We start from the raw sequence: 19,094 nt of genomic DNA, 5'->3' as shown, positions 1-19,094 counted from the left end.
GTCCGATGAGCCAGGCGGCGCAGAATCTGAACTGGTTGATCACCAACTTCGTGGACAACACCCCAGGTGTGTCCCACACCGTGGTGGTCTCCGCCGACGGACTGCTCCTCGCGATGTCCGAAGGGTTCCCGCGCGACCGCGCCGACCAGCTTGCGGCCGTGGCCTCCGGCCTGACCTCGCTGACGGCCGGCGCCTCCCGCATCTTCGAAGGCGGCTCGGTCAACCAGACCGTCGTGGAGATGGAGCGCGGCTTCCTCTTCATCATGTCCATCTCGGACGGCTCCTCCCTGGCCGTTCTCGCCCACCCGGACTGCGACATCGGTCTCGTGGGTTACGAGATGGCGCTCCTCGTCGACCGCGCGGGCAGCGTCCTGACCCCGGATCTGCGCGCCGAACTGCAAGGAAGCCTTCTCAACTGAACGCCATGACCCACGTGACCGATCTGACCGAACCGACTGACCGTTACGACCGTCCGACGTACAGTCAACCGACCGCTATCGTCCGGCCGATCGCATCTCCCCCCACCGGCCACGCCAGACGACGACCGTTGTCCCGCCCGGAGGACTCATGACCCCGCCCCATTCGCCCGGCCCGTACGGCGCCTACCAGGACGCGTCGTACGGGGACGATGGCGACCAGCCGCTGGTGCGGCCGTACGCCATGACCGGGGGCCGGACCCGGCCGCGCTACCAGCTCGCCATCGAGGCCCTGGTCAGCACCACCGCCGATCCGGCCCAGCTGGGCGGGCTGCTCCCTGAGCACCAGCGCATCTGCCACCTGTGCCGCGAGGTCAAATCCGTCGCCGAGGTCTCCGCGCTGCTGGCGATCCCGCTGGGCGTCGCGCGGATCCTCGTCGCCGACCTGGCGGAGGCCGGGATGGTGGCGATCCACCAGCCGGGCGGCGCAGACGAGGTCGGCGGTACGCCGGATGTGACACTGCTCGAAAGGGTGCTCAGTGGACTTCGCAAGCTCTAGCGTCGGGGCGGCCCGCTCCACCACCTCCGCGAAGATCGTGGTGGCGGGCGGCTTCGGCGTGGGCAAGACCACGTTCGTCGGCGCGGTCTCGGAGATCAACCCGCTGCGTACCGAAGCCGTGATGACCTCCGCCTCCGCGGGCATCGACGATCTGAGCCACGTCCAGGACAAGACCACCACCACCGTGGCGATGGACTTCGGCCGTATCACCCTGGACCAGGACTTGATCCTGTACCTCTTCGGGACGCCGGGACAGGACCGTTTCTGGTTCATGTGGGACGACCTGGTGCGCGGCGCGATAGGCGCGGTCGTGCTCGTGGACACGCGGCGGCTGGCCGACTGCTTCCCCGCGGTCGACTACTTCGAGAACAGCGGTCTGCCCTTCGTCATCGCCCTCAACGGCTTCGACGGCCACCAGCCGTACGGCCCGAACGAGGTCCGCGAGGCGCTGCAGATCGGCCCGGACGCCCCGATCATCACCACCGACGCCCGGCACCGCAGCGAGGCCAAGAGCGCCCTGATCACGCTCGTCGAGCACGCCCTCATGGCGCGTCTCAAGTAGGCGGCTGGGAGCGGAAGTTGATCGACCGGCGGGCCCTGTCTTTTGACACGGCCCGCCGATGTGTTCATAACGTTTCGACAGAGAATTGTTCAGCGGTCAACACCCGATGCATCCGGGCGGCTTCGCTGTGCTCACGATCAGCCTGCTTTTTGTCGGAACTCGCCCTTGATGCCCCTTTTATCTCACCCTTATCTCCTCGGGAACGGCCACCTCCCAGTGTTTGGAATGCACGCCCCTGACGTGCTGCAATTCCTTGAACTGCCGAGTAGTCACGGCCGAAGAAAGTCAACGGCACACCCTTGGGTGCCGACGCCGAGAGGTTGTTGGTCGAGTGAGGCGAAGCAAGCCCGGCCCCGCGTCGCAACAAACGTCGCGAGGCAACTTCAGCCCGCCGTCGCGCACAGCGGCGTCTCCCGCCGACGTGCCCGACATCGCCCCCGCGAGCGGCAGCCGGCTGTCCCCCCGCAACTGGCGAGTGCCCACCAGGCTGAACGCCATCCTGCTCATACCCGTGCTCGTCGCCCTCGTCTTCGGCGGCTTCCAGGTCAACAGCTCCATCGAGACCTGGCGCGAAGCACAGGACGCCGAGCGCACCGCCCGCCTCGTCCGGGCCGCAGAAACGTACGGCCACGCTCTGATTGACGAGCGTGACCGCACCGCGGTTCCGCTCCTCAGCGGAGACCGGGACAGCAAGATCGTCGCCGACGCACACGCCGCGAGCGACAGCGCGCGGCAGGAGTTCGAGGCAGCCGTCGAGGACATGCCGGACCGGCCTGGCCTCCAGCGGCGGCTCAAGGCCTTCCGGGACGTCGAGGACCAGCTCCCCCGGCTCCGTCAGGGCGCCTACAGCCCCGTGCTGAACGCCGTGAAGACCGAAGAGGGCTACACCCTCGTCCAGCACCCGCTGCTGGAGTTCGCCAACGAGCTCGGCCTCGGCACCGGCAACATCACCAGCTACGGCCGCACGGTCTACGCGATCTCCCTGGCCAAGGGCGCCGAATCGCTTCAGCGCTCCATCGGCACCCACCTGCTGGTCAAGCCCGGCCCCGGCGCCAAGGACCGCAGCACCCAGATCACCGCCTTCACCTCGTACGCGTACCTGGAGAACATCGCCCTCGCCGAGTACATATCCGGTGGCACGGAAGCGGACCAGACCGCCCTCAAGAAGGCCATGGCGGCCGCGCAGGCGAAGGGCAAGAAGCAGGTCGCGCAGGCCCAGCAGAAGGCCGAGGCCGCGGGCGTGCCGTTCGTGAAGCCGCCGGAGATGGCGGACATGGTCAAAGCCATCGGCCGGGGCGCCGGCGCCAAGGACCTCAAGACGCAGGGCATCACCACGGAGAGCTGGTTCGCCACGGCGACCGGCAAGTTCGACGCCTACCGCGCGGTCGAGCAGGACCTCATCGACAAGGCCGTGAACGAGGCCGCGCAGATCTCCGACGACGCCAGGCGGGACGCCATCGTCAACGGCGCCATCGTGATCATCGCCCTGCTCGTCGCCTTCGTGATCGCCGGGCTGATGGCCCGCTCGATGAGCCGCAGCATGCGGCAGCTGCGCAACGCCGCCTTCGACGTGGCCGAGCAGCGGCTGCCGATGCTGGTCGACCAGCTGTCCCGTACGGACCCGGGCCGCGTGGACACCCGCGTCCAGGCGATCCCGATCACCAGCCAGGACGAGATCGGCGAAGTCGCCCGCGCCTTCGACCAGGTGCACCGCGAGGCAGTGCGGCTCGCCGCCGAACAGGCGCTGCTGCGGGGCAACGTCAACGCGATCTTCACCAACCTCTCGACCCGTAACCAGGGCCTCATCGAGGGCCAGCTGACGCTGATCACCGAGCTGGAGAACAACGAGGCCGACCCGGACCAGCTGGAGAGCCTGTTCAAGCTGGACCACCTGGCGACCCGTATGCGCCGCAACGGCGAGAACCTCCTGATCCTCGCGGGCGAGGAGCCCGGACGCCGCTGGAACCAGCCCATCCCGCTCATCGACGTGCTGCGCGCCGCGACCTCCGAGGTGGAGGCGTACGAGCGGATCGAGCTCACCGGCGTCCCGGAGACCGAGATCCACGGCACCGCCGTGACCGACCTCGTGCACCTGCTCGCCGAGCTGCTGGAAAACGCCACCACGTTCTCCTCTCCACAGACGAAGGTGCGGGTCACCGCGACCCGGCTGCCCGATGGCCGGGTCATGGTCGAGATCCACGACAAGGGCATCGGCCTCACCGCCGAGGACTTCGCGGACATCAACCACAAGCTGGCCAACCCGCCGACCGTGGACGCCGCGATCTCGCGCCGCATGGGCCTCTTCGTGGTCGGCCGGCTGGCCGACCGGCACGGCATCCGCGTCCAGCTGCGCCCCTCGGGCGAGCAGGCCGGTACGACGTCGCTGGTCATGCTCCCGGAGGCGATCACCCACGGCGGTGGCGGCGAGGAGATCCCCCAGGACGACTTCACGGTCTCCCGGATCATGCCGGAGCAGGGGCAGCCGTCGTACAACGGCTACCCGCCGCAGGCGCCCATGCGCACCGCGGCCGAGCTGGGCTTCGACGACAGCCGCTACGAGGTGCCGGACGACGCCCGGGACCTCGACCCGGTGGGCCGCTCGCTGATGCGCGAGGAGCGGCGTGCGCAGCTCGAGGCGCAGACCGCGGCCGCCGAGCGCCAGAACTACCAGGACGAGACGTACCAGGACCAGACGTACCAGGACCAGACCGAGCAGGGCGGCTACCAGGACGCTCAGGGCGGCTACGACACCGCCGAGTTCCCGCGAGCCGCCTATCCGGAATCCGGGTACGAGGACGGCGGGTACCAGCAGAGCGGCTATCAGGAGACGGCCTACGGCGAGCCCTCGACCAACGGGCACGGGGCGTACGCCCAGTACGACGGCGTGCCGCAGCAGAGCGACTGGGATGCGCCCGCCTCGTACGAGAGCCGCTACGAGCCGGAATACGGAGCGGAATCGGAATCTCCGGCGGGTCCCGCGGAAGCCCCTGAGCGGGTAGCCTTCGACCGTCCGGGTCCGACCTCGAGCGGCACCCACTCCCTGACCGGCGCCGGCCTGCCGCGCCGTGAGAAGGCGTGGCAGCAGCCCGAGGAGGCGGAGCGGACCGGGCAGGTCCCGCAGGTCCAGCAGACCCCGCAGGCCCCGCAGGACCAGCGGCAGGAGGGCGGCGTCGACTGGCGCTCGGCGAACGACGAGCGCTGGAAGCGTGCCGAGCAGCTCCGCGACCCCAAGGCCGGCGGAGTCACTCCGTCCGGACTCCCCCGGCGAGTGCCCAAGGCCAACCTGGTCGAGGGCACCGCAGAGCAGACCCCGCAGGGCGGCCCCCAGGTCTCCCGCGCTCCCGAGGACGTCCGCGGCAGGTTGAGCAACCTGCGGCGAGGGGTCCAGCAGGGACGCAACGCAGGGACGAACACCAACGGCCAGGGCTTCGGCCCCGGCGGCAGCACCTACGATCAGGAGCGTTAGTGTGAGCCCGATGAGCCAGGCGGCGCAGAACCTGAACTGGTTGATCACCAACTTCGTGGACAACACCCCAGGTGTGTCCCACACCGTGGTGGTCTCCGCCGACGGACTCCTTCTCGCGATGTCCGAAGGGTTCCCGCGCGACCGCGCCGACCAGCTTGCGGCCGTGGCCTCCGGCCTGACTTCGCTGACGGCCGGCGCCTCCCGCATCTTCGAAGGCGGCTCGGTCAACCAGACCGTCGTGGAGATGGAGCGCGGCTTCCTCTTCATCATGTCCGTCTCCGACGGTTCCTCGCTGGCCGTTCTCGCCCACCCCGAGTGCGACATCGGTCTCGTGGGTTACGAGATGGCGCTCCTTGTCGACCGCGCGGGCAGCGTCCTGACCCCGGATCTGCGCGCCGAACTGCAAGGAAGCCTTCTCAACTAGCAGATAGGCAGTGCGTTTCGCGCCACCGCGCCATAAGGTGCGGTGGCGCGGACCCTCAGCAGGGACCGGCAGACAGGCAGTTGGAGGAGGAGAAACGTGGCAACACCCCCGAGCGGCTACCCGTATGGCGGTGGTCAGCAGCCTCATCCGCAGGGTGGTGAGCAGCCGAACCGCTTCAACTTCCCCTCCACGCCGAGCCGTCCGACGCCGCCGCCGCGTCGCCACCAGCGCCAGCAGCCCGAGCACTACGAGCCGTACGACCCGCCGGTACCGCGCATCCAGCCGGTGCAGCCGCAGCGCCCCGCCGCGCAGCCGTCCCCGGCGGGCGGCAGCTCGAATCCCCTGGTCCGGCCGTACGCGATGACGGGCGGCCGGACCCGGCCGCGCTACCAGCTCGCGATTGAGGCGCTGGTGCACACGACGGCGGCGCCCAACCAGCTGCAGGGGCAGCTGCCGGAGCACCAGCGCATCTGCCACCTCTGCCGGGAGATCAAGTCCGTCGCCGAGATCTCCGCCCTGCTCACCATCCCCCTCGGCGTCGCCCGAATCCTCGTCGCCGACTTGGCCGAGGCCGGGCTCGTAGCCATCCATCAGCCCGGCGGCGACGCGGCCGCCGGTGGTCAGCCAGACGTGACACTGCTCGAAAGGGTGCTCAGTGGACTTCGGAAGCTCTAGCGGTGCAGCCCGCTCCACCACCTCCGCGAAGATCGTGGTGGCGGGCGGCTTCGGCGTGGGCAAGACCACGTTCGTCGGCGCGGTCTCGGAGATCAACCCGCTGCGCACCGAAGCCGTGATGACCTCCGCCTCCGCGGGCATCGACGACCTCACACACGCGCCGGACAAGACCACGACGACCGTGGCGATGGACTTCGGCCGTATCACCCTGGACCAGGACCTGATCCTGTACCTCTTCGGTACGCCGGGACAGGACCGCTTCTGGTTCATGTGGGACGACCTGGTCCGCGGCGCCATCGGCGCGGTCGTGCTGGTCGACACCCGCCGTCTCGCCGACTGCTTCCCCGCGGTCGACTACTTCGAGAACAGCGGTCTGCCCTTCGTCATCGCCCTCAACGGCTTCGACGGGCACCAGCCGTACACGCCGGAAGAGGTCCGCGAGGCGCTGCAGATCGGCCCGGACGCCCCGATCATCACCACGGACGCCCGGCACCGCAGCGAGGCCAAGAGCGCCCTGATCACGCTCGTCGAGCACGCGCTGATGGCGCGGCTGCGGTAACCCCCCGCGAACCTGCGAAGGGCCCCGCAACTCCTCGGAGTTGCGGGGCCCTTCGCGTCGAACGTGGCCCTTCGCGTCGAACGTGGAGCGCCGAGCCGTGGCGCGCCGGTGGTGGCTCAGCGCTGCCAGCTGTGCGGCGCGCGGAAGCCGGACTGGCGCTCCAGCCGGCGCCAGCGGGCGGCCGAGCGGTGCGGGCGGGCCGGGGCGCGGTGGTGGCCGCTGCCGGCGGCGCGGGCGAGCAGGACCGCGGTGAGCGCGGCCAGCTCCTCGGGCTCCGCGTGACCCTTCTCGACGCGCAGGAAGTTCTCGGAACTCATGGTGGGTCTCGTGCCTTTCGTCGGCGCGTTACTGCGGGGGGTTGCCGTGCTTGCGGGCAGGCAGGTCGGCGTGCTTGGTGCGCAGCATGGCCAGGGAGTGGATGAGGACGGCGCGGGTCTCGGTGGGGTCGATGACGTCGTCGACCAGGCCGCGCTCGGCCGCGTAGTAGGGGTGCATCAGCTCGGCCTTGTACTCCTTGACCATTTTCTGCCGCATCGCTTCGGGGTCGTCGGCCTCGGCGATCTGCTTGCGGAAGATGACGTTGGCCGCGCCTTCTGCGCCCATCACGGCGATCTCGTTGGTGGGCCAGGCGTAGGTCAGGTCGGCGCCGATGGACTGGGAGTCCATGACGATGTAGGCGCCGCCGTAGGCCTTGCGCAGGATCAGCGAGATGCGGGGGACGGTGGCGTTGCAGTAGGCGTAGAGGAGCTTGGCGCCGTGCCGGATGATGCCGCCGTGTTCCTGGTCGACGCCGGGCAGGAAGCCGGGGACGTCGAGCAGGGTGACGATGGGGATGTTGAAGGCGTCGCACATCTGGACAAAGCGTGCGGCCTTCTCGCTCGCCTCGATGTCCAGGACGCCGGCGAGGGTCTGCGGCTGGTTGGCGATGATGCCCACCACCTGGCCGTCGAGCCGGGTCAGGGCGCAGATGATGTTGCGGGCCCAGCGCTCGTGGACCTCGAGGTAGTCGCCGTCGTCGACGAGCTCCTCGATGACCTTGCGCATGTCGTACGGGCGGTTGCCGTCGGCCGGGACCAGGTCCAGCAGCTCGTCGGAACGGCGGTCGGCGGGGTCCTCGGAGGACACCGCCGGGGGGTTCTCCCGGTTGTTGGACGGGAGCATCGCCAGCAGGTAGCGCACCTCGGCCAGGCACGTCTCCTCGTCGTCGTACGCGAAGTGGCACACCCCGGAGGTCTCGGCGTGCACATCGGCGCCGCCCAGCCCGTTCTGGCTGATCTCCTCACCGGTGACGGCCTTGACCACGTCCGGCCCGGTGATGAACATCTGCGAGGTCTCGCGGACCATGAAGACGAAGTCGGTCAGGGCCGGGGAGTAGGCGGCGCCGCCCGCGCACGGGCCGAGCATCACGCTGATCTGCGGGATGACGCCGGAGGCGCGGGTGTTGCGCTGGAAGATGCCACCGTAGCCGGCCAGCGCGGAGACACCTTCCTGGATACGGGCCCCGGCGCCGTCGTTGAGGGAGACCAGCGGGGCTCCGGCCGAGATGGCCATGTCCATGATCTTGTGGATCTTCGTGGCGTGGGCCTCGCCCAGCGCGCCGCCGAAGATCCGGAAGTCGTGTGCGTAGACGAAGACCGTGCGGCCCTCGACCGTGCCCCAGCCGGTGACCACACCGTCGGTGTACGGCTTCTTGGCCTCGAGGCCGAAGCCGGTCGCGCGGTGCCGGCGCAGCGGCTCCACCTCATGAAACGACCCCTCGTCGAGGAGGAGGTCGATACGCTCGCGGACGGTCAGCTTGCCCTTGGCCTTCTGAGCCTCGGTGGCCCGGTCACTGGGACCGCGGCGGGCCTGCTCACGGATCGCGTGAAGCTCGGCCACTCGCCCACGGGCATCGCTCGCCTCGGTGGGCGACTCGTCGAGAAGGGTCATGTACTGACCCTACGAAAAGGGACCCCGAAAAGGGTCCGTCGACTTCTCACAGTCTCCCAGCGGTTTTCCTGGAACCCTTGGACAGAACCACCACCTTTAGACCCAGTCGCCACTACTGGAGCGGCTTGGCGCTGTTGACCCTCCACAAATGTGGTCCGCCATGTCCCCCGCGTTCATGTGATGGAGACCGTACAGCCATGCGTGTGGAACACGGACCCCGGGGGTCCGGTTCGCACCTCCGGCGGCCAAGGAATATCCGGGCTTTGCTCGATGTTGAATATTGAACAACATGCCCCTAAAGTGGGCCTGTCGTTGAAGATTAAAGAACCGGCCCCCTGGAGAATCTCATGGCTCTGTTCAACCGCAAGCGCGATGACGCCCCCGCCGCCACCCCAGCCGCAGGCGACGCGGAGTCCGCCCTCGCCGCCCTGACCGGCGACTACACCATCGACCCGGCCCACAGCAGCATCGGCTTCACGGTGCGCCACGCCATGGTCACCAACGTCCGTGGCGCCTTCGGCGACTACGACGGCACGCTCCGGCTCGACGGCAGCGACCCGTCCCGCTCCGGCGCCTCCATCGACGTGCGCATCGCCAGCGTCGACACCGGCATCGAGGACCGCGACGGCCACCTGCGGAGCGGCGACTTCTTCGACGCCGAGAAGTTCCCGCTGATGACCTTCCGCTCGACCGCCGCGGAGCACGCGGGCGGCGACGACTACCGGATCACCGGCGACCTGACGATCAAGGACGTGACCCGCCCGGTCACCATCGACCTGGAGTTCAACGGCTCCGCCACCGACGTCTACGGCAACGAGCGCGTCGGCTTCGAGGGCCGCGCCGAGATCCTCCGCTCCGACTGGGGCCTGACCTGGAACGCCGCCCTGGAGACCGGTGGCGTCATGGTCAGCGACAAGGTCAAGCTCGCCTTCGACATCTCCGCGATCAAGTCCGCGCCGCAGGCTGCGTGAACGCGGGCCGCCAGCCCGAAGTCCTTAGGTCCCAAGGCCGCGTGGCGGCCTTGAGACCTCCTCGTACGACCTACTCCTGCGGCTCGACTCCCGCGCGGAGCAGCCCGTAGGTGTACGCGTCCTCCAGCGCCTGCCAGGACGCGGCGATGACGTTGGCCGCCACACCGACCGTCGACCACTCGCCGGCGCCGTCGCTCGTGGAGACCAGCACGCGGGTGGTGGACTCCGTGCCGTGCGTGCCCTCGAGGATGCGGACCTTGTAGTCCACCAGCTCCATCTTGGCCAGCTGCGGATAGATCCGCTCCAGCCCCACCCGCAGCGCCCGGTCGAGGGCGTTCACCGGGCCGTTGCCCTCCGCGGTGGCGACGATCCGCTCGCCCTTCGCCCACAGCTTCACCGTGGCCTCGTTGGCGTGCGTGCCGTCCGGGCGGGTCTCGACGATCCCCCGCCAGGACTCGATCCGGAAGTAGCGCCGGGCCCGGCCCTCGACCTCCTCGCGGAGCAGAAGTTCGAAGGAGGCGTCGGCGGCCTCGTACGTGTAGCCCGCGAGCTCGCGCTCCTTGACCCGCTCGACGACCCGTCCGACCAGCTCCCGGTCCCCGCCCAGATCGATGCCGAGCTCCTTGCCCTTGAGCTCGACGGAGGCGCGGCCGGCCATGTCCGAGACCAGCATCCGCATGGTGTTGCCGACCAGTTCGGGGTCGATGTGCTGGTACAGGTCCGGGTCGACCTTGATGGCGGAGGCGTGCAGACCGGCCTTGTGGGCGAAGGCGGAGACCCCGACGTACGGCTGGTGCGTGGACGGGGTCAGGTTGACGACCTCGGCGATGGCGTGTGAGATCCGGGTCATCTCCTCCAGCGCGCCCGCGGGCAGCACCTGGCGCCCGTACTTCAGCTGGAGCGCGGCGACGACCGGGAAGAGGTTGGCGTTGCCCACCCGCTCGCCGTAGCCGTTGGCCGTGCACTGGACGTGCGTGGCGCCGGCGTCGACGGCCGCAAGCGTGTTGGCGACGGCGCAGCCGGTGTCGTCCTGGGCGTGGATGCCGATCCGGGCGCCGGTGTCGGCCAGTACGGTCCCGACGACGGCCTGGACCTGGGCGGGCAGCATGCCGCCGTTGGTGTCGCACAGCACCACCACGTCCGCCCCGGCCTCGGATGCGGTGCGCACGACCTCCTTGGCGTACCCCGGATTCGCCCGGTAGCCGTCGAAGAAGTGCTCGCAGTCGATGAAGACGCGGCGGCCCTGGGAGCGGAGGTAGGAGACGGTGTCCCGCACCATCGCGAGGTTCTCCTCGAGCGTGGTCCGCAGGGCCAGCTCCACATGGCGGTCGTGCGACTTGGCGACCAGCGTGATCACCGGGGCGCCGGAGTCGAGCAGCGCCTGCACCTGCGGGTCGTCGGCGGCCACCACGCCTGCCCGCCTCGTCGAGCCGAAGGCGACCAGCTGGGCGTGTTTGAAGTCGATCTCTGCCTGGGCGCGGGTGAAGAACTCGGTGTCCCGGGGGTTCGCGCCGGGCCAGCCGCCCTCGATGAAACCGACGCCGAAGTCGTCCAGGTGCCGGGCGATGGTCAGCTTGTCCGCGACGGTGAGGTTGATGCCCTCACGCTGCGCGCCGTCGCGCAGCGTGGTGTCGAAGACGTGGAAGTCGTCCCCGGGGGAAGAGGGACCGGTTGCGTCCGTCATGCTGATCTGACTCCTGTTGGATCTCGGTCTACCTGGGGTTCCCCAAGCCGAACGCCGGGGGAATCCGGCTCCACCGTCCCTCAATGGTCCCCCTGCGCTCCGCGTCCGGCGTGAGTGGGCCGGGAAACGAAAAAACCCCTCGCGGGTGCGAGAGGTCTGCGCGCGGGTCTTGGGACACGGTGCCCGCTCCGAAGCTGGTACTACGGGGCGGTCACTGCGGACCGGCGCGCCCTGCCAATAATCATGGCGAACGAGAGCACGGGGGCAGTCTTGCACGGAACGGCTGCGAGCGGGGCAAGGTCTCACGATGTGGGCGCGGCGCCGGAAATCAGCGGCGACGGGGGCCGGCGCTTGCGGGGGGGCGAGCGGGACCGAACACCACTTCCTCATTCCCCCCGGTGGCTCCCGCGGTCATACCGCGGGCGCGGCCCGTGCACCGCGGCGTAGTCGCGTGGATCGATGACGGTCACTCCGTCTCCTCCTCCGCTTGAACGCCCACAGGGTGAACTCCCTTCGCCTCTACGCCTCCTGGCCGGACGCCACGTGCGCCAGGTGCACCCCGGCACGCCCAGGTAGCCGCAGGCGGCTCCGCGGTGCAGCGCCATTTCCCTGGCAGACGGTGTCCACATGCACCTCGGTGACCACGTCCGCGACACCAGGCAGCACGTCCTCGGGGCCGAGCACCCGGGCGCCTGCTCAATCGCCCGGCGGGGCGCCTCGCCGACCGTGTCGCGTACACCGCCCTGACGGCGGGCACCCCCGCCCGGTCTCTGCGCTCGAAGCGGACAGCTCGGCGGCCCCTTCCGCGATCCGGTCCGTACGGTGTGACGTACGCAGAAGGGCGCACCCGACGATCGTCGGGTGCGCCCTTCAACCCGCTTTCCTCAGCGGAGCGTCAACGACCCGGTCAACCGCCCAGGGGGTGCATCCAGCCGTGGGTGTCCGGAGCCAGGCCCATCTGGATGTCCAGCAGCGCCTTGCGAAGCCTCATCGTGACCTCGCCCGGCTGCCCGTCGCCCACCGTCCAGTTCGCGCGGGTCGACTTCACCGAGCCGACCGGGGTGATCACGGCCGCCGTACCGCATGCGAACACCTCGGTCAGCGAACCGTCCGCGTTGCCCTCCCGCCACTCCTCCACCGAGATCCGGCCCTCGGAGACCTCGTAGCCCAGATCGGCGGCGATCTGCAGCAGCGAGGCGCGGGTGATGCCGGGCAGCAGCGAGCCGGACAGCTCAGGCGTGACGATCCGCTGCCTGCCGTCCTCCTCCCCGTACACGAAGTACAGGTTCATGCCGCCCATTTCCTCGATCCAGCGGCGCTCGATCGCGTCCAGCCAGACCACCTGGTCGCAGCCGTGCTCGGCGGCCTGGGCCTGGGCGACCAGGGAGGCCGCGTAGTTGCCGCCCGCCTTCGCCGCTCCGGTGCCGCCGGGCGCGGCCCGCACATACTCCTCGGACAGCCAGACGGAGACCGGCTTCACGCCGCCGGGGAAGTACGCGCCGGCGGGCGAGGCGATGACCATGAAGAGGTACTCGTTGGAGGGCCGGACGCCGAGCCCGACCTCGGTGGCGAACAGGAACGGCCGCAGGTAGAGCGACTGCTCGCCCTCGCTCGGCACCCACGCCCTGTCCTGCGTGACCAGCGCGTCGCAGGCGGCGATGAAGGTCTCGACGGGCAGCTCGGGCATGGCGAGACGGCGGGCCGACGTCTGGAAGCGCTTGGCGTTCTCCTCGGGCCGGAAAGTGGCGACGCTGCCGTCGGGCTGGCGGTACGCCTTGAGCCCCTCGAAGATCGTCTGCGCGTAGTGCAGCGTCATGTTGGCCGGGTCGATCGAGATCGGGGCGTACGGCACGAGCTGGGCGTCGTGCCAGCCGCGCCCCTCCGTCCACTTGATCGTCACCATGTTGTCGGTGAAGTGGCGGCCGAAACCGGGGTTGGCCAGGATCGCTTCCCGCTCGTCACTGGAGAGCGGGTGCGAGGATGGCTTGAGCTCGATCGAGGGGGTCGTCATGTCTGCGTGTCCTTCACCGTGAGATCGTGGCGGACCGCTCGCGTCGCCTCCGCCGTAGCGATTCGCCTCCGGCGATGCTAGGACGTCCGAGCTTCCCCCCGAGGTGCGGCCCTCGTCCGATTATCGCGAATCGTGCCGCAGGGGAAAACAGGGGCCTCGGCGGGCTCGGCAGCGCGGCCCTGGGTCGATGGTGGCACCCGGCACCGCCGTTGTCAGCGGGCCGGGCCGTCAGCCGCGAGGTATGTGCGAGATGGGTCACTGACCGGCCGGGTGGGCTGGCGCGTGTACGAGACCGCACAGCGGCCCCCGTCCCTGGAGAGGGACGAGGGCCGGTGAGCGGCGGGCTCCCGGCTGATCAGCCGGATACTCGGGCGGCGAGCGCGTCGCCGATCTCGTCGGTGGTGCGCGGCTTCGCGGAGTCCCGATCGGCGAGGTCCGCGGCGACTGCGGCCTCGATACGGGCGGCCTCGTCCGCGTACCCGAGGTGCTCGAGCAGCAGCGCGACGGAGAGGATCGTCGCCGTCGGGTCGGCCTTGCCCTGGCCCGCGATGTCCGGCGCGGAGCCGTGGACCGGCTCGAACATCGACGGGAAGGCGCGGGTGGGGTTGATGTTGCCCGAGGCCGCGAGGCCGATGCCGCCGGTGACGGCCGCGGCGAGGTCGGTGAGGATGTCGCCGAAGAGGTTGTCGGTGACGATCACATCGAACCGCTCGGGCTGTGTGACGAAGAAGATCGTCGCCGCGTCCACGTGCAGATAGTCGGTGGTGACCTCGGGGTACTCCTCGCCGACCTTGTCGAAGATCCGCTTCCAGAGGTGGCCCGCGTGCACGAGGACGTTGTTCTTGTGCACGAGCGTCAGCTTCTTGCGCGGCCGCGCCTTCGCCCGCTCGTACGCGTCCCGGACCACCCGCTCCACGCCGTACGCGGTGTTGAGGCTGACCTCGGTGGCCACCTCGGCGGTCGTGCCGGTGCGCAGCGAGCCGCCATTGCCCACGTACGGGCCCTCGGTGCCCTCGCGGACGACGACGAAGTCGATGTCGGGGCGGCCGGCCAGCGGCGTCGCCGTGCTGGGGAACAACTTCGACGGGCGCAGGTTGATGAAGTGGTCGAAGGCGAACCGGAGTTTGAGCAGCAGCCCGCGCTCGAGCACGCCGGACGGCACGGACGGGTCGCCGATCGCGCCCAGCAGGATGGCGTCGTGCTGCTTGAGGGACTCCAGCTCCGCGTCCGGAAGGGTCTCGCCGGTCGCGTGCCAGCGCCGGGCGCCCAGGTCGTACTTCCTGGTCTCCAGCTTCACATCCTGCGGGAGGACGGCGGAGAGGACCTTGAGGCCCTGGGCCACGACTTCCTGGCCGATGCCGTCACCGGGGATCACTGCGAGATCGATGCTGCGAGACATGGTCGCACCCTACTCTTCGTCCCATTGATCGACACGTTATGTCCGCCATCCGGACAGGTGACGCTCCGGTCGACTCCAGTTCACCCGCTGTATGGCGGGGAGTTGGAAGTTACTGGCAAGTTATTCGGCATGACTGATACCCCACGCGTCGGGATTCCGGAGCACCTGCAGCGCCGGATGAGCATGCCGGAGCAGCACGAGTACCTGCGCACGAAGGTGTCGCACCGCAAGGTGTCCCGCCGCAGCGCGCTGATCGGGGGAGTCGCGACGGCGGGCGCGGCCGGCGGCATCGGCGTGCTGGCAGGCTCGGCGAGCACCGCGAGCGCGGGCGCGCCCACGCTGGTCACCGCCCCCGCGACCGCCGAGGTCGACGGCTCGCTGGTCGCCCCCTTCGGCCGTCATCTGGCCTTCGGCGCCGACCCGAAGACCCAGATGCGGATCTCCTGGCAGGTGCCGTTCGCGGTCAGGCGGCCGTACGTGCGCGTGGGGCTGAAGCCCTGGGAGCTCAGCCGGAAGGTCGAGGCGGAGGTGCGCGATCTGCACACGCCTTCGCTGTCGAAGAAGCTCCCGGCCGTGGACCAGTACTACCTGCACGCCGCGCTGGACGGCCTGCGCCCGGGGACGACGTACTACTACGGCGTCGGGCACGACGGCTTCGACCCGGCCGAGGCGAGCCGGCTGTCCACGATCGGCTCCTTCCGCACGGCCCCGGCGGGCGCGGAGAAGTTCGTCTTCACGGCCTTCGGCGATCAGGGCGTGAGCTACGACGCGCTCGGCAACGATCAGTTGATCCTGGGTCAGAACCCGTCCTTCCACCTGCATGCGGGGGACATCTGCTACGCGGACTCCTCCGGCCACGGCGAGGAGTCGGACACCTACGACGCCCGTGTGTGGGACCAGTTCCTGGCGCAGACGGAGTCGGTGGCGGCGAGCGTGCCGTGGATGGTGACCACCGGCAACCACGACATGGAGGCGTGGTACTCCCCCAACGGCTACGGCGGCCAGTCCGCCCGCTGGTCCCTCCCGGAGAACGGCCCGGACGCCGCGCAGGCCCCGGGCGTCTACTCCTTCACGTACGGGAACGTGGGCGTGGTCGCGCTCGACGCCAACGACGTCTCGTACGAGATCCCGGCGAACCAGGGCTACACGAACGGCAAGCAGACGGCGTGGCTCGACAAGCGCCTGCGCGCGCTGCGGGCCGACCCGGGGATCGACTTCATCGTGGTCTTCTTCCACCACTGCGCGTACTCGACGAGCACGCACGCCTCGGACGGCGGCGTGCGGGACGCCTGGGTCGGTCTCTTCGAGAAGCACCAGGTCGACCTGGTGATCAACGGCCACAACCACGTCTACGAGCGCACCGACGCGATCAAGGGCGGCGAGGTCGGCAAGCCCGTGCCGATCGGCGCGACGACGGACCCGAAGCGCGACGGCATCGTCTACGTGACGGCGGGCGGCGCGGGCAAGGAGCTCTACAGCTTCGGTGTGGGCGTGAAGGACAGCTACGAGGGCCATGTCCACGACCATGACCACATCCTGACCTTCCACTGGACGAAGCCGCGCCTGCCGGACCCGGACACGGTGGAGTGGTCGCGAGTCCGCTACACCGGGTTCTCGTTCCTCGCGGTGGAGGCGGAGCCGGGGGCGCAACCGAAGCTGAAGGTCACGGCGCTGGCGGAGAGCGGCGAGCGCATCGACGCGTTCGAGATCGTCCGCGGTACGTCGTAACGCGGACGCTGACACCTCGGCCGCGGCCGGGGTCAGTGCCCGGTGGCGCCGCCGTTGTCCCGCCGGTCAAGCGCCCGCTGGAGGGCGGCGGCGGCGTTCTTGCGGGCGACGCTGTCGGCGATGGGGGTAACGCCCATGCCCCTAAGGCCATGGGGGAGGGCTGCGCGGTGGCGGAGCTTGCGGGTGGTCTCGTTCATGGGTGCACGTCTCCAATAACCAGAGCGAAGAAGATCCCCGAGAGTGCGTGGGAGGTGGCCGGAGAGGCGGGGAGCCAGGGCGCAACAGGGATCACCTGCGAAGGAGCACCGGCCCTCACCCGCCGATCGCTGGATCGAGCGAGACGTTCGGCTCCTACAAAGTTAGGACAGCCGGGCGTGGCTGTCTGCACAATTACTCGGACTTCCTACTATCTGAGACGGCGGCGGCACAGATCACACGGATGGGCCCGCCTGTATTGCGCGATGTTGTTGGTTGATTGGGGTCCTGTTGCTTCGCCCCGTCTGCCTTCAGGCGGGGCGAAGTGCTTCGAGGCGGCTGGTTCGGGTGCGGGCTCGGGGAGTGTCGGTGAGCCAGGCATCGATGCGGGTGAGGTTGATCGCGGCGCCGGTGAGCTGGCCTGGAGGCTGGTCTTGGGGAAGCCGCGGTAGCGGGATCTGCGCAGGCCGTGGGAGTGGACGGCCTGGGAGACCGTGCCCTCGATCCCCGCGCGGATCATGTAGCGCTCTTTCCATTCGTGGGTCTGCTGCCTGGTCCGTTCCCGGCGGACGGCTTCGTGGTCCTCACGGTGACGGACGGTCAGCTCCCGGCGGACCCCAGTGGCAGAACTGACACATTCCCGCAGCGCTGGACAGGCCTCGTAGTCGCTCTTGCGGAAGGCGATACGGATCACGGGCAGTCCTTGCCGGGACTTGCCGTGTTTCCAGCTGCCGGAGGTGACGCCGTTGGGGCAGGTGGCCGCCGCTGGCAACGGGGCCAGACTGCACGGGGCACCTGACCGATCCGGGCGATGCTCCGCTAGCGGCTCGAAACTGCTCGTCAGCCACAGCGAGATGGCGACAAGCGGGGTGCGAGCTGCATTTCCTCAAGCCGACAGCTCAGCCGAAGAACTTCCTGACCTCCGTGGGAGGCGTACCCGTCTTAAGCCATTGGGACCGAATATGAGTGGAGACGAGCGCGAATTCCTCTCGCCCCTCTTCTTCGGCCGGGGACTCCACGTTGCCATCCTGGAGGGTCATCCTCATTCCCCCGTTGGGCTCCCCAGAAGCGCTTGCCGAGAGTATCTCCTGGCCGACCTCCCGAAGGATTAGGTGTGAGACCCTTCCCCCGTCCAGAACGACGCGGTACAGATGCACCCCCCGCGAGCTACCGATCAGTGATGCGTGAAACGAAAGTGCCATCGAATGCTCCCTGTCAGATCCTTCGGCCGAATCCATCGCGAGCGGCAGCTTCTGGATCCCATGTGCGTCCAGCGTCGTTAGTCGCCTGGTGGGCTTCCCGGTAGCTTGGGTTTCCGGTACTCCTCATGTGGTTCGATTCATGAAGTTCATGACGGAGCAGATCGATATCCGCGGAATGCGGGTTTCCGTCCCTAAGCCTCATCCAAGCTTCCGCTATTCGCGGGTTGGCATCAAATCTACCCCGGTAAGCCTCTCCGTAACTATCCAGCAAGTGTTCCTCTTCGAAGAGGTGACTCTTGATTTGAGATATGTCCGTACGCGAGAATCCGTGTTCGGCGGCAGTCGCAGCAACCGAGTCCACATCATCAGACGCACGAATCATATCGTAGGCTTCATCTGCCCAATCGCTGAAGAAATCAGCGTCGCCCCGCACTCGACGCAACTCCCCGCCGGTTTGCAGGATCGTGCGGGTTCCCCGGCCGCCGGCCCGCACCAGGGACGCCATGTTGGCCATCCCTGACCGAAGGGACGTAAGTGCGTGTGAGCCAATTTTCAGCATCCCGCCTGCTTTCCGCAGTTCGTTCAGCTTTGCGAGAGACGTGATCCCTTTCATCCCGGGGATACAGTCCAAGGCGGCAAAAGCCACATCCAGCAGCGTGGCCTGGCCTTTGAGGTACTTGTTGATCGTATCGGCGAGAACGACCAGGGCAGCGACGACCACAATGGCTGCCAGGATCGGGCCGCCGATGATCATGGCGATGATGCCGACGATCGCGACGACGACCTTGCAGACCGCGACAATGGTGTCCCAGTTGTCCGAGACCCAGTCGACCGCCTCCTCCCACCAACTACGGTTCTCAGTCCCCGCGTCGGAGGCCTCTTCCAGCTTCTTCTCCGCCTTCGTCGCCGCGTCCTCACGCAACTTCTTGGCATCCGCGGCCATCTTCTTCGCCGCGTCCAGCGCCGACTGGGCGTTGTCGACAGCCGTCTGCGCGTCGCGCTGGGACTCCTGGGCCTGCGTGTGGTTACGGGTGGCCGCCCGGACCTCCTTCTCATCCGGCGGCGGAACATCCTTCTTCTTGCCCGAGTCCTCGAACTCCTCGGCCTTCTTCCCCGCCCGGTCCACCCAGTCGTTCGCCGACTCCAGACGCGTATTGGCCGTCGACAGATCCCGCCGCGCCTCCCGCCCCTTCTCCAGCGCCCGCTTCGAATCGTCCTGCGCCTTCTCCAACTCCGGCCAGTACGCCGCCAAAGCGTCCCCGGCCAAGTCATAGGACTTCTTCAGCTTCCGCAGGTTCTTCGGAACGTCCTCGA

The 19,094-nt window shown here is 68.8% G+C and carries 16 protein-coding genes and 1 pseudogene; 9 read left to right on the top strand and 8 right to left on the bottom strand.

Annotated features, from left to right (window positions below; translation table 11 throughout):
- Window positions 1-5: 5 nt before the first annotated feature.
- The 7 genes from ACTWQC_RS24270 (at window position 6) to ACTWQC_RS24240 (ending at window position 6,661) form a co-directional block, all read left to right on the top strand.
- The gene (locus tag ACTWQC_RS24270) at window positions 6-419 is read left to right on the top strand and encodes a roadblock/LC7 domain-containing protein (protein WP_443317977.1); all 414 of its coding nucleotides are present in this window, start codon (window positions 6-8) and stop codon (window positions 417-419) included.
- Between the two features lie 148 nt (window positions 420-567).
- Window positions 568-975 (top strand): DUF742 domain-containing protein, encoded by a 408-nt coding sequence (locus tag ACTWQC_RS24265; protein WP_443317909.1) that lies wholly within the window; start codon window positions 568-570, stop codon window positions 973-975.
- Entirely contained in the window at window positions 956-1,537 is a 582-nt protein-coding gene (locus ACTWQC_RS24260) for a GTP-binding protein (protein ID WP_443317908.1), read from the top strand. The genes ACTWQC_RS24265 and ACTWQC_RS24260 overlap by 20 nt, the downstream gene beginning before the upstream one ends.
- A 331-nt stretch (window positions 1,538-1,868) precedes the next feature.
- A complete protein-coding gene (locus ACTWQC_RS24255; RefSeq protein WP_443317907.1) occupies window positions 1,869-5,003 on the top strand; it encodes a nitrate- and nitrite sensing domain-containing protein in 3,135 nt (1,044 codons plus the stop codon).
- A 10-nt stretch (window positions 5,004-5,013) separates the two neighbouring features.
- Window positions 5,014-5,427, top strand: a complete 414-nt coding sequence (locus tag ACTWQC_RS24250) for a roadblock/LC7 domain-containing protein (RefSeq protein ID WP_098749732.1) — start codon at window positions 5,014-5,016, stop codon at window positions 5,425-5,427.
- A gap of 96 nt (window positions 5,428-5,523) precedes the next feature.
- Entirely contained in the window at window positions 5,524-6,102 is a 579-nt protein-coding gene (locus tag ACTWQC_RS24245; protein WP_443317906.1) for a DUF742 domain-containing protein, read from the top strand.
- Window positions 6,083-6,661: a GTP-binding protein gene (locus ACTWQC_RS24240; RefSeq protein ID WP_360846600.1), complete on the top strand. Its 579-nt coding sequence runs from the start codon at window positions 6,083-6,085 to the stop codon at window positions 6,659-6,661. The genes ACTWQC_RS24245 and ACTWQC_RS24240 overlap by 20 nt, the downstream gene beginning before the upstream one ends.
- 116 nt (window positions 6,662-6,777) lie before the next feature.
- On the opposite strand, the gene ACTWQC_RS24235 is transcribed toward ACTWQC_RS24240, so the two are convergent.
- Both ACTWQC_RS24235 and ACTWQC_RS24230 read right to left on the bottom strand, forming a co-directional pair.
- A complete protein-coding gene (locus tag ACTWQC_RS24235; protein ID WP_443317905.1) occupies window positions 6,778-6,978 on the bottom strand; it encodes an acyl-CoA carboxylase epsilon subunit in 201 nt (66 codons plus the stop codon).
- Window positions 6,979-7,006: 28 nt separating this feature from the next.
- Window positions 7,007-8,590 carry an acyl-CoA carboxylase subunit beta gene (locus tag ACTWQC_RS24230; RefSeq protein WP_443317904.1) on the bottom strand — a complete coding sequence of 528 codons (1,584 nt, stop codon included), beginning with the start codon at window positions 8,588-8,590 and terminating at the stop codon, window positions 7,007-7,009.
- 347 nt (window positions 8,591-8,937) lie between these two features.
- On the opposite strand from ACTWQC_RS24230, the gene ACTWQC_RS24225 reads away from it, so the two are divergent.
- A complete protein-coding gene (locus tag ACTWQC_RS24225; RefSeq protein WP_443317903.1) occupies window positions 8,938-9,561 on the top strand; it encodes a YceI family protein in 624 nt (207 codons plus the stop codon).
- A 70-nt stretch (window positions 9,562-9,631) separates the two neighbouring features.
- Here ACTWQC_RS24225 and cimA read toward each other — a convergent pair whose 3' ends face one another.
- The 3 genes from cimA to ACTWQC_RS24210 form a co-directional block, all read right to left on the bottom strand.
- The gene (gene cimA, locus ACTWQC_RS24220; protein WP_443317902.1) at window positions 9,632-11,245 is read right to left on the bottom strand and encodes a citramalate synthase; all 1,614 of its coding nucleotides are present in this window, start codon (window positions 11,243-11,245) and stop codon (window positions 9,632-9,634) included.
- Between the two features lie 907 nt (window positions 11,246-12,152).
- Window positions 12,153-13,256: a branched-chain amino acid aminotransferase gene (locus tag ACTWQC_RS24215; RefSeq protein WP_443317901.1), complete on the bottom strand. Its 1,104-nt coding sequence runs from the start codon at window positions 13,254-13,256 to the stop codon at window positions 12,153-12,155.
- A gap of 355 nt (window positions 13,257-13,611) precedes the next feature.
- Entirely contained in the window at window positions 13,612-14,655 is a 1,044-nt protein-coding gene (locus ACTWQC_RS24210; protein ID WP_443317900.1) for a 3-isopropylmalate dehydrogenase, read from the bottom strand.
- A 129-nt stretch (window positions 14,656-14,784) separates the two neighbouring features.
- Here ACTWQC_RS24210 and ACTWQC_RS24205 point away from each other — a divergent pair, with 129 nt between their 5' ends.
- Window positions 14,785-16,383, top strand: a complete 1,599-nt coding sequence (locus ACTWQC_RS24205; protein WP_443317899.1) for a purple acid phosphatase family protein — start codon at window positions 14,785-14,787, stop codon at window positions 16,381-16,383.
- Window positions 16,384-16,415: 32 nt separating this feature from the next.
- Here the strand turns inward: ACTWQC_RS24205 and ACTWQC_RS24200 are convergent, their stop codons facing one another.
- The 3 genes and pseudogenes from ACTWQC_RS24200 to ACTWQC_RS24190 form a co-directional block, all read right to left on the bottom strand.
- Window positions 16,416-16,580: a hypothetical protein gene (locus ACTWQC_RS24200; protein WP_443317898.1), complete on the bottom strand. Its 165-nt coding sequence runs from the start codon at window positions 16,578-16,580 to the stop codon at window positions 16,416-16,418.
- Between the two features lie 209 nt (window positions 16,581-16,789).
- The gene (locus ACTWQC_RS24195) at window positions 16,790-17,350 is read right to left on the bottom strand and encodes a transposase (protein ID WP_443317897.1); all 561 of its coding nucleotides are present in this window, start codon (window positions 17,348-17,350) and stop codon (window positions 16,790-16,792) included.
- Window positions 17,351-17,793: 443 nt separating this feature from the next.
- Window positions 17,794-19,094: pseudogene (locus ACTWQC_RS24190) on the bottom strand (hypothetical protein); the annotation flags it as partial.

The sequence above is a fragment of the Streptomyces sp. 8N616 genome (assembly GCF_052246385.1).
Classification (GTDB): domain Bacteria; phylum Actinomycetota; class Actinomycetes; order Streptomycetales; family Streptomycetaceae; genus Streptomyces.
Note: the sequence above shows the minus strand (reverse complement) of the source record. Positions and strands in the feature narration are given on the sequence as shown.

What these genes read in the sequence shown, in the direction of transcription:
- ACTWQC_RS24270 (WP_443317977.1), top strand. Translation starts at nt 6, where the DNA reads ATGAGCCAGGCGGCGCAGAATCTGAACTGGTTGATCACCAACTTCGTG.
- ACTWQC_RS24265 (WP_443317909.1), top strand. Translation starts at nt 568, where the DNA reads ATGACCCCGCCCCATTCGCCCGGCCCGTACGGCGCCTACCAGGACGCG.
- ACTWQC_RS24250 (WP_098749732.1), top strand. Translation starts at nt 5,014, where the DNA reads ATGAGCCAGGCGGCGCAGAACCTGAACTGGTTGATCACCAACTTCGTG.
- ACTWQC_RS24235 (WP_443317905.1), bottom strand. Translation starts at nt 6,978, where the DNA reads ATGAGTTCCGAGAACTTCCTGCGCGTCGAGAAGGGTCACGCGGAGCCC.
- ACTWQC_RS24230 (WP_443317904.1), bottom strand. Translation starts at nt 8,590, where the DNA reads ATGACCCTTCTCGACGAGTCGCCCACCGAGGCGAGCGATGCCCGTGGG.
- ACTWQC_RS24225 (WP_443317903.1), top strand. Translation starts at nt 8,938, where the DNA reads ATGGCTCTGTTCAACCGCAAGCGCGATGACGCCCCCGCCGCCACCCCA.
- cimA (WP_443317902.1), bottom strand. Translation starts at nt 11,245, where the DNA reads ATGACGGACGCAACCGGTCCCTCTTCCCCCGGGGACGACTTCCACGTC.
- ACTWQC_RS24215 (WP_443317901.1), bottom strand. Translation starts at nt 13,256, where the DNA reads ATGACGACCCCCTCGATCGAGCTCAAGCCATCCTCGCACCCGCTCTCC.
- ACTWQC_RS24210 (WP_443317900.1), bottom strand. Translation starts at nt 14,655, where the DNA reads ATGTCTCGCAGCATCGATCTCGCAGTGATCCCCGGTGACGGCATCGGC.
- ACTWQC_RS24205 (WP_443317899.1), top strand. Translation starts at nt 14,785, where the DNA reads ATGACTGATACCCCACGCGTCGGGATTCCGGAGCACCTGCAGCGCCGG.
- ACTWQC_RS24200 (WP_443317898.1), bottom strand. Translation starts at nt 16,580, where the DNA reads ATGAACGAGACCACCCGCAAGCTCCGCCACCGCGCAGCCCTCCCCCAT.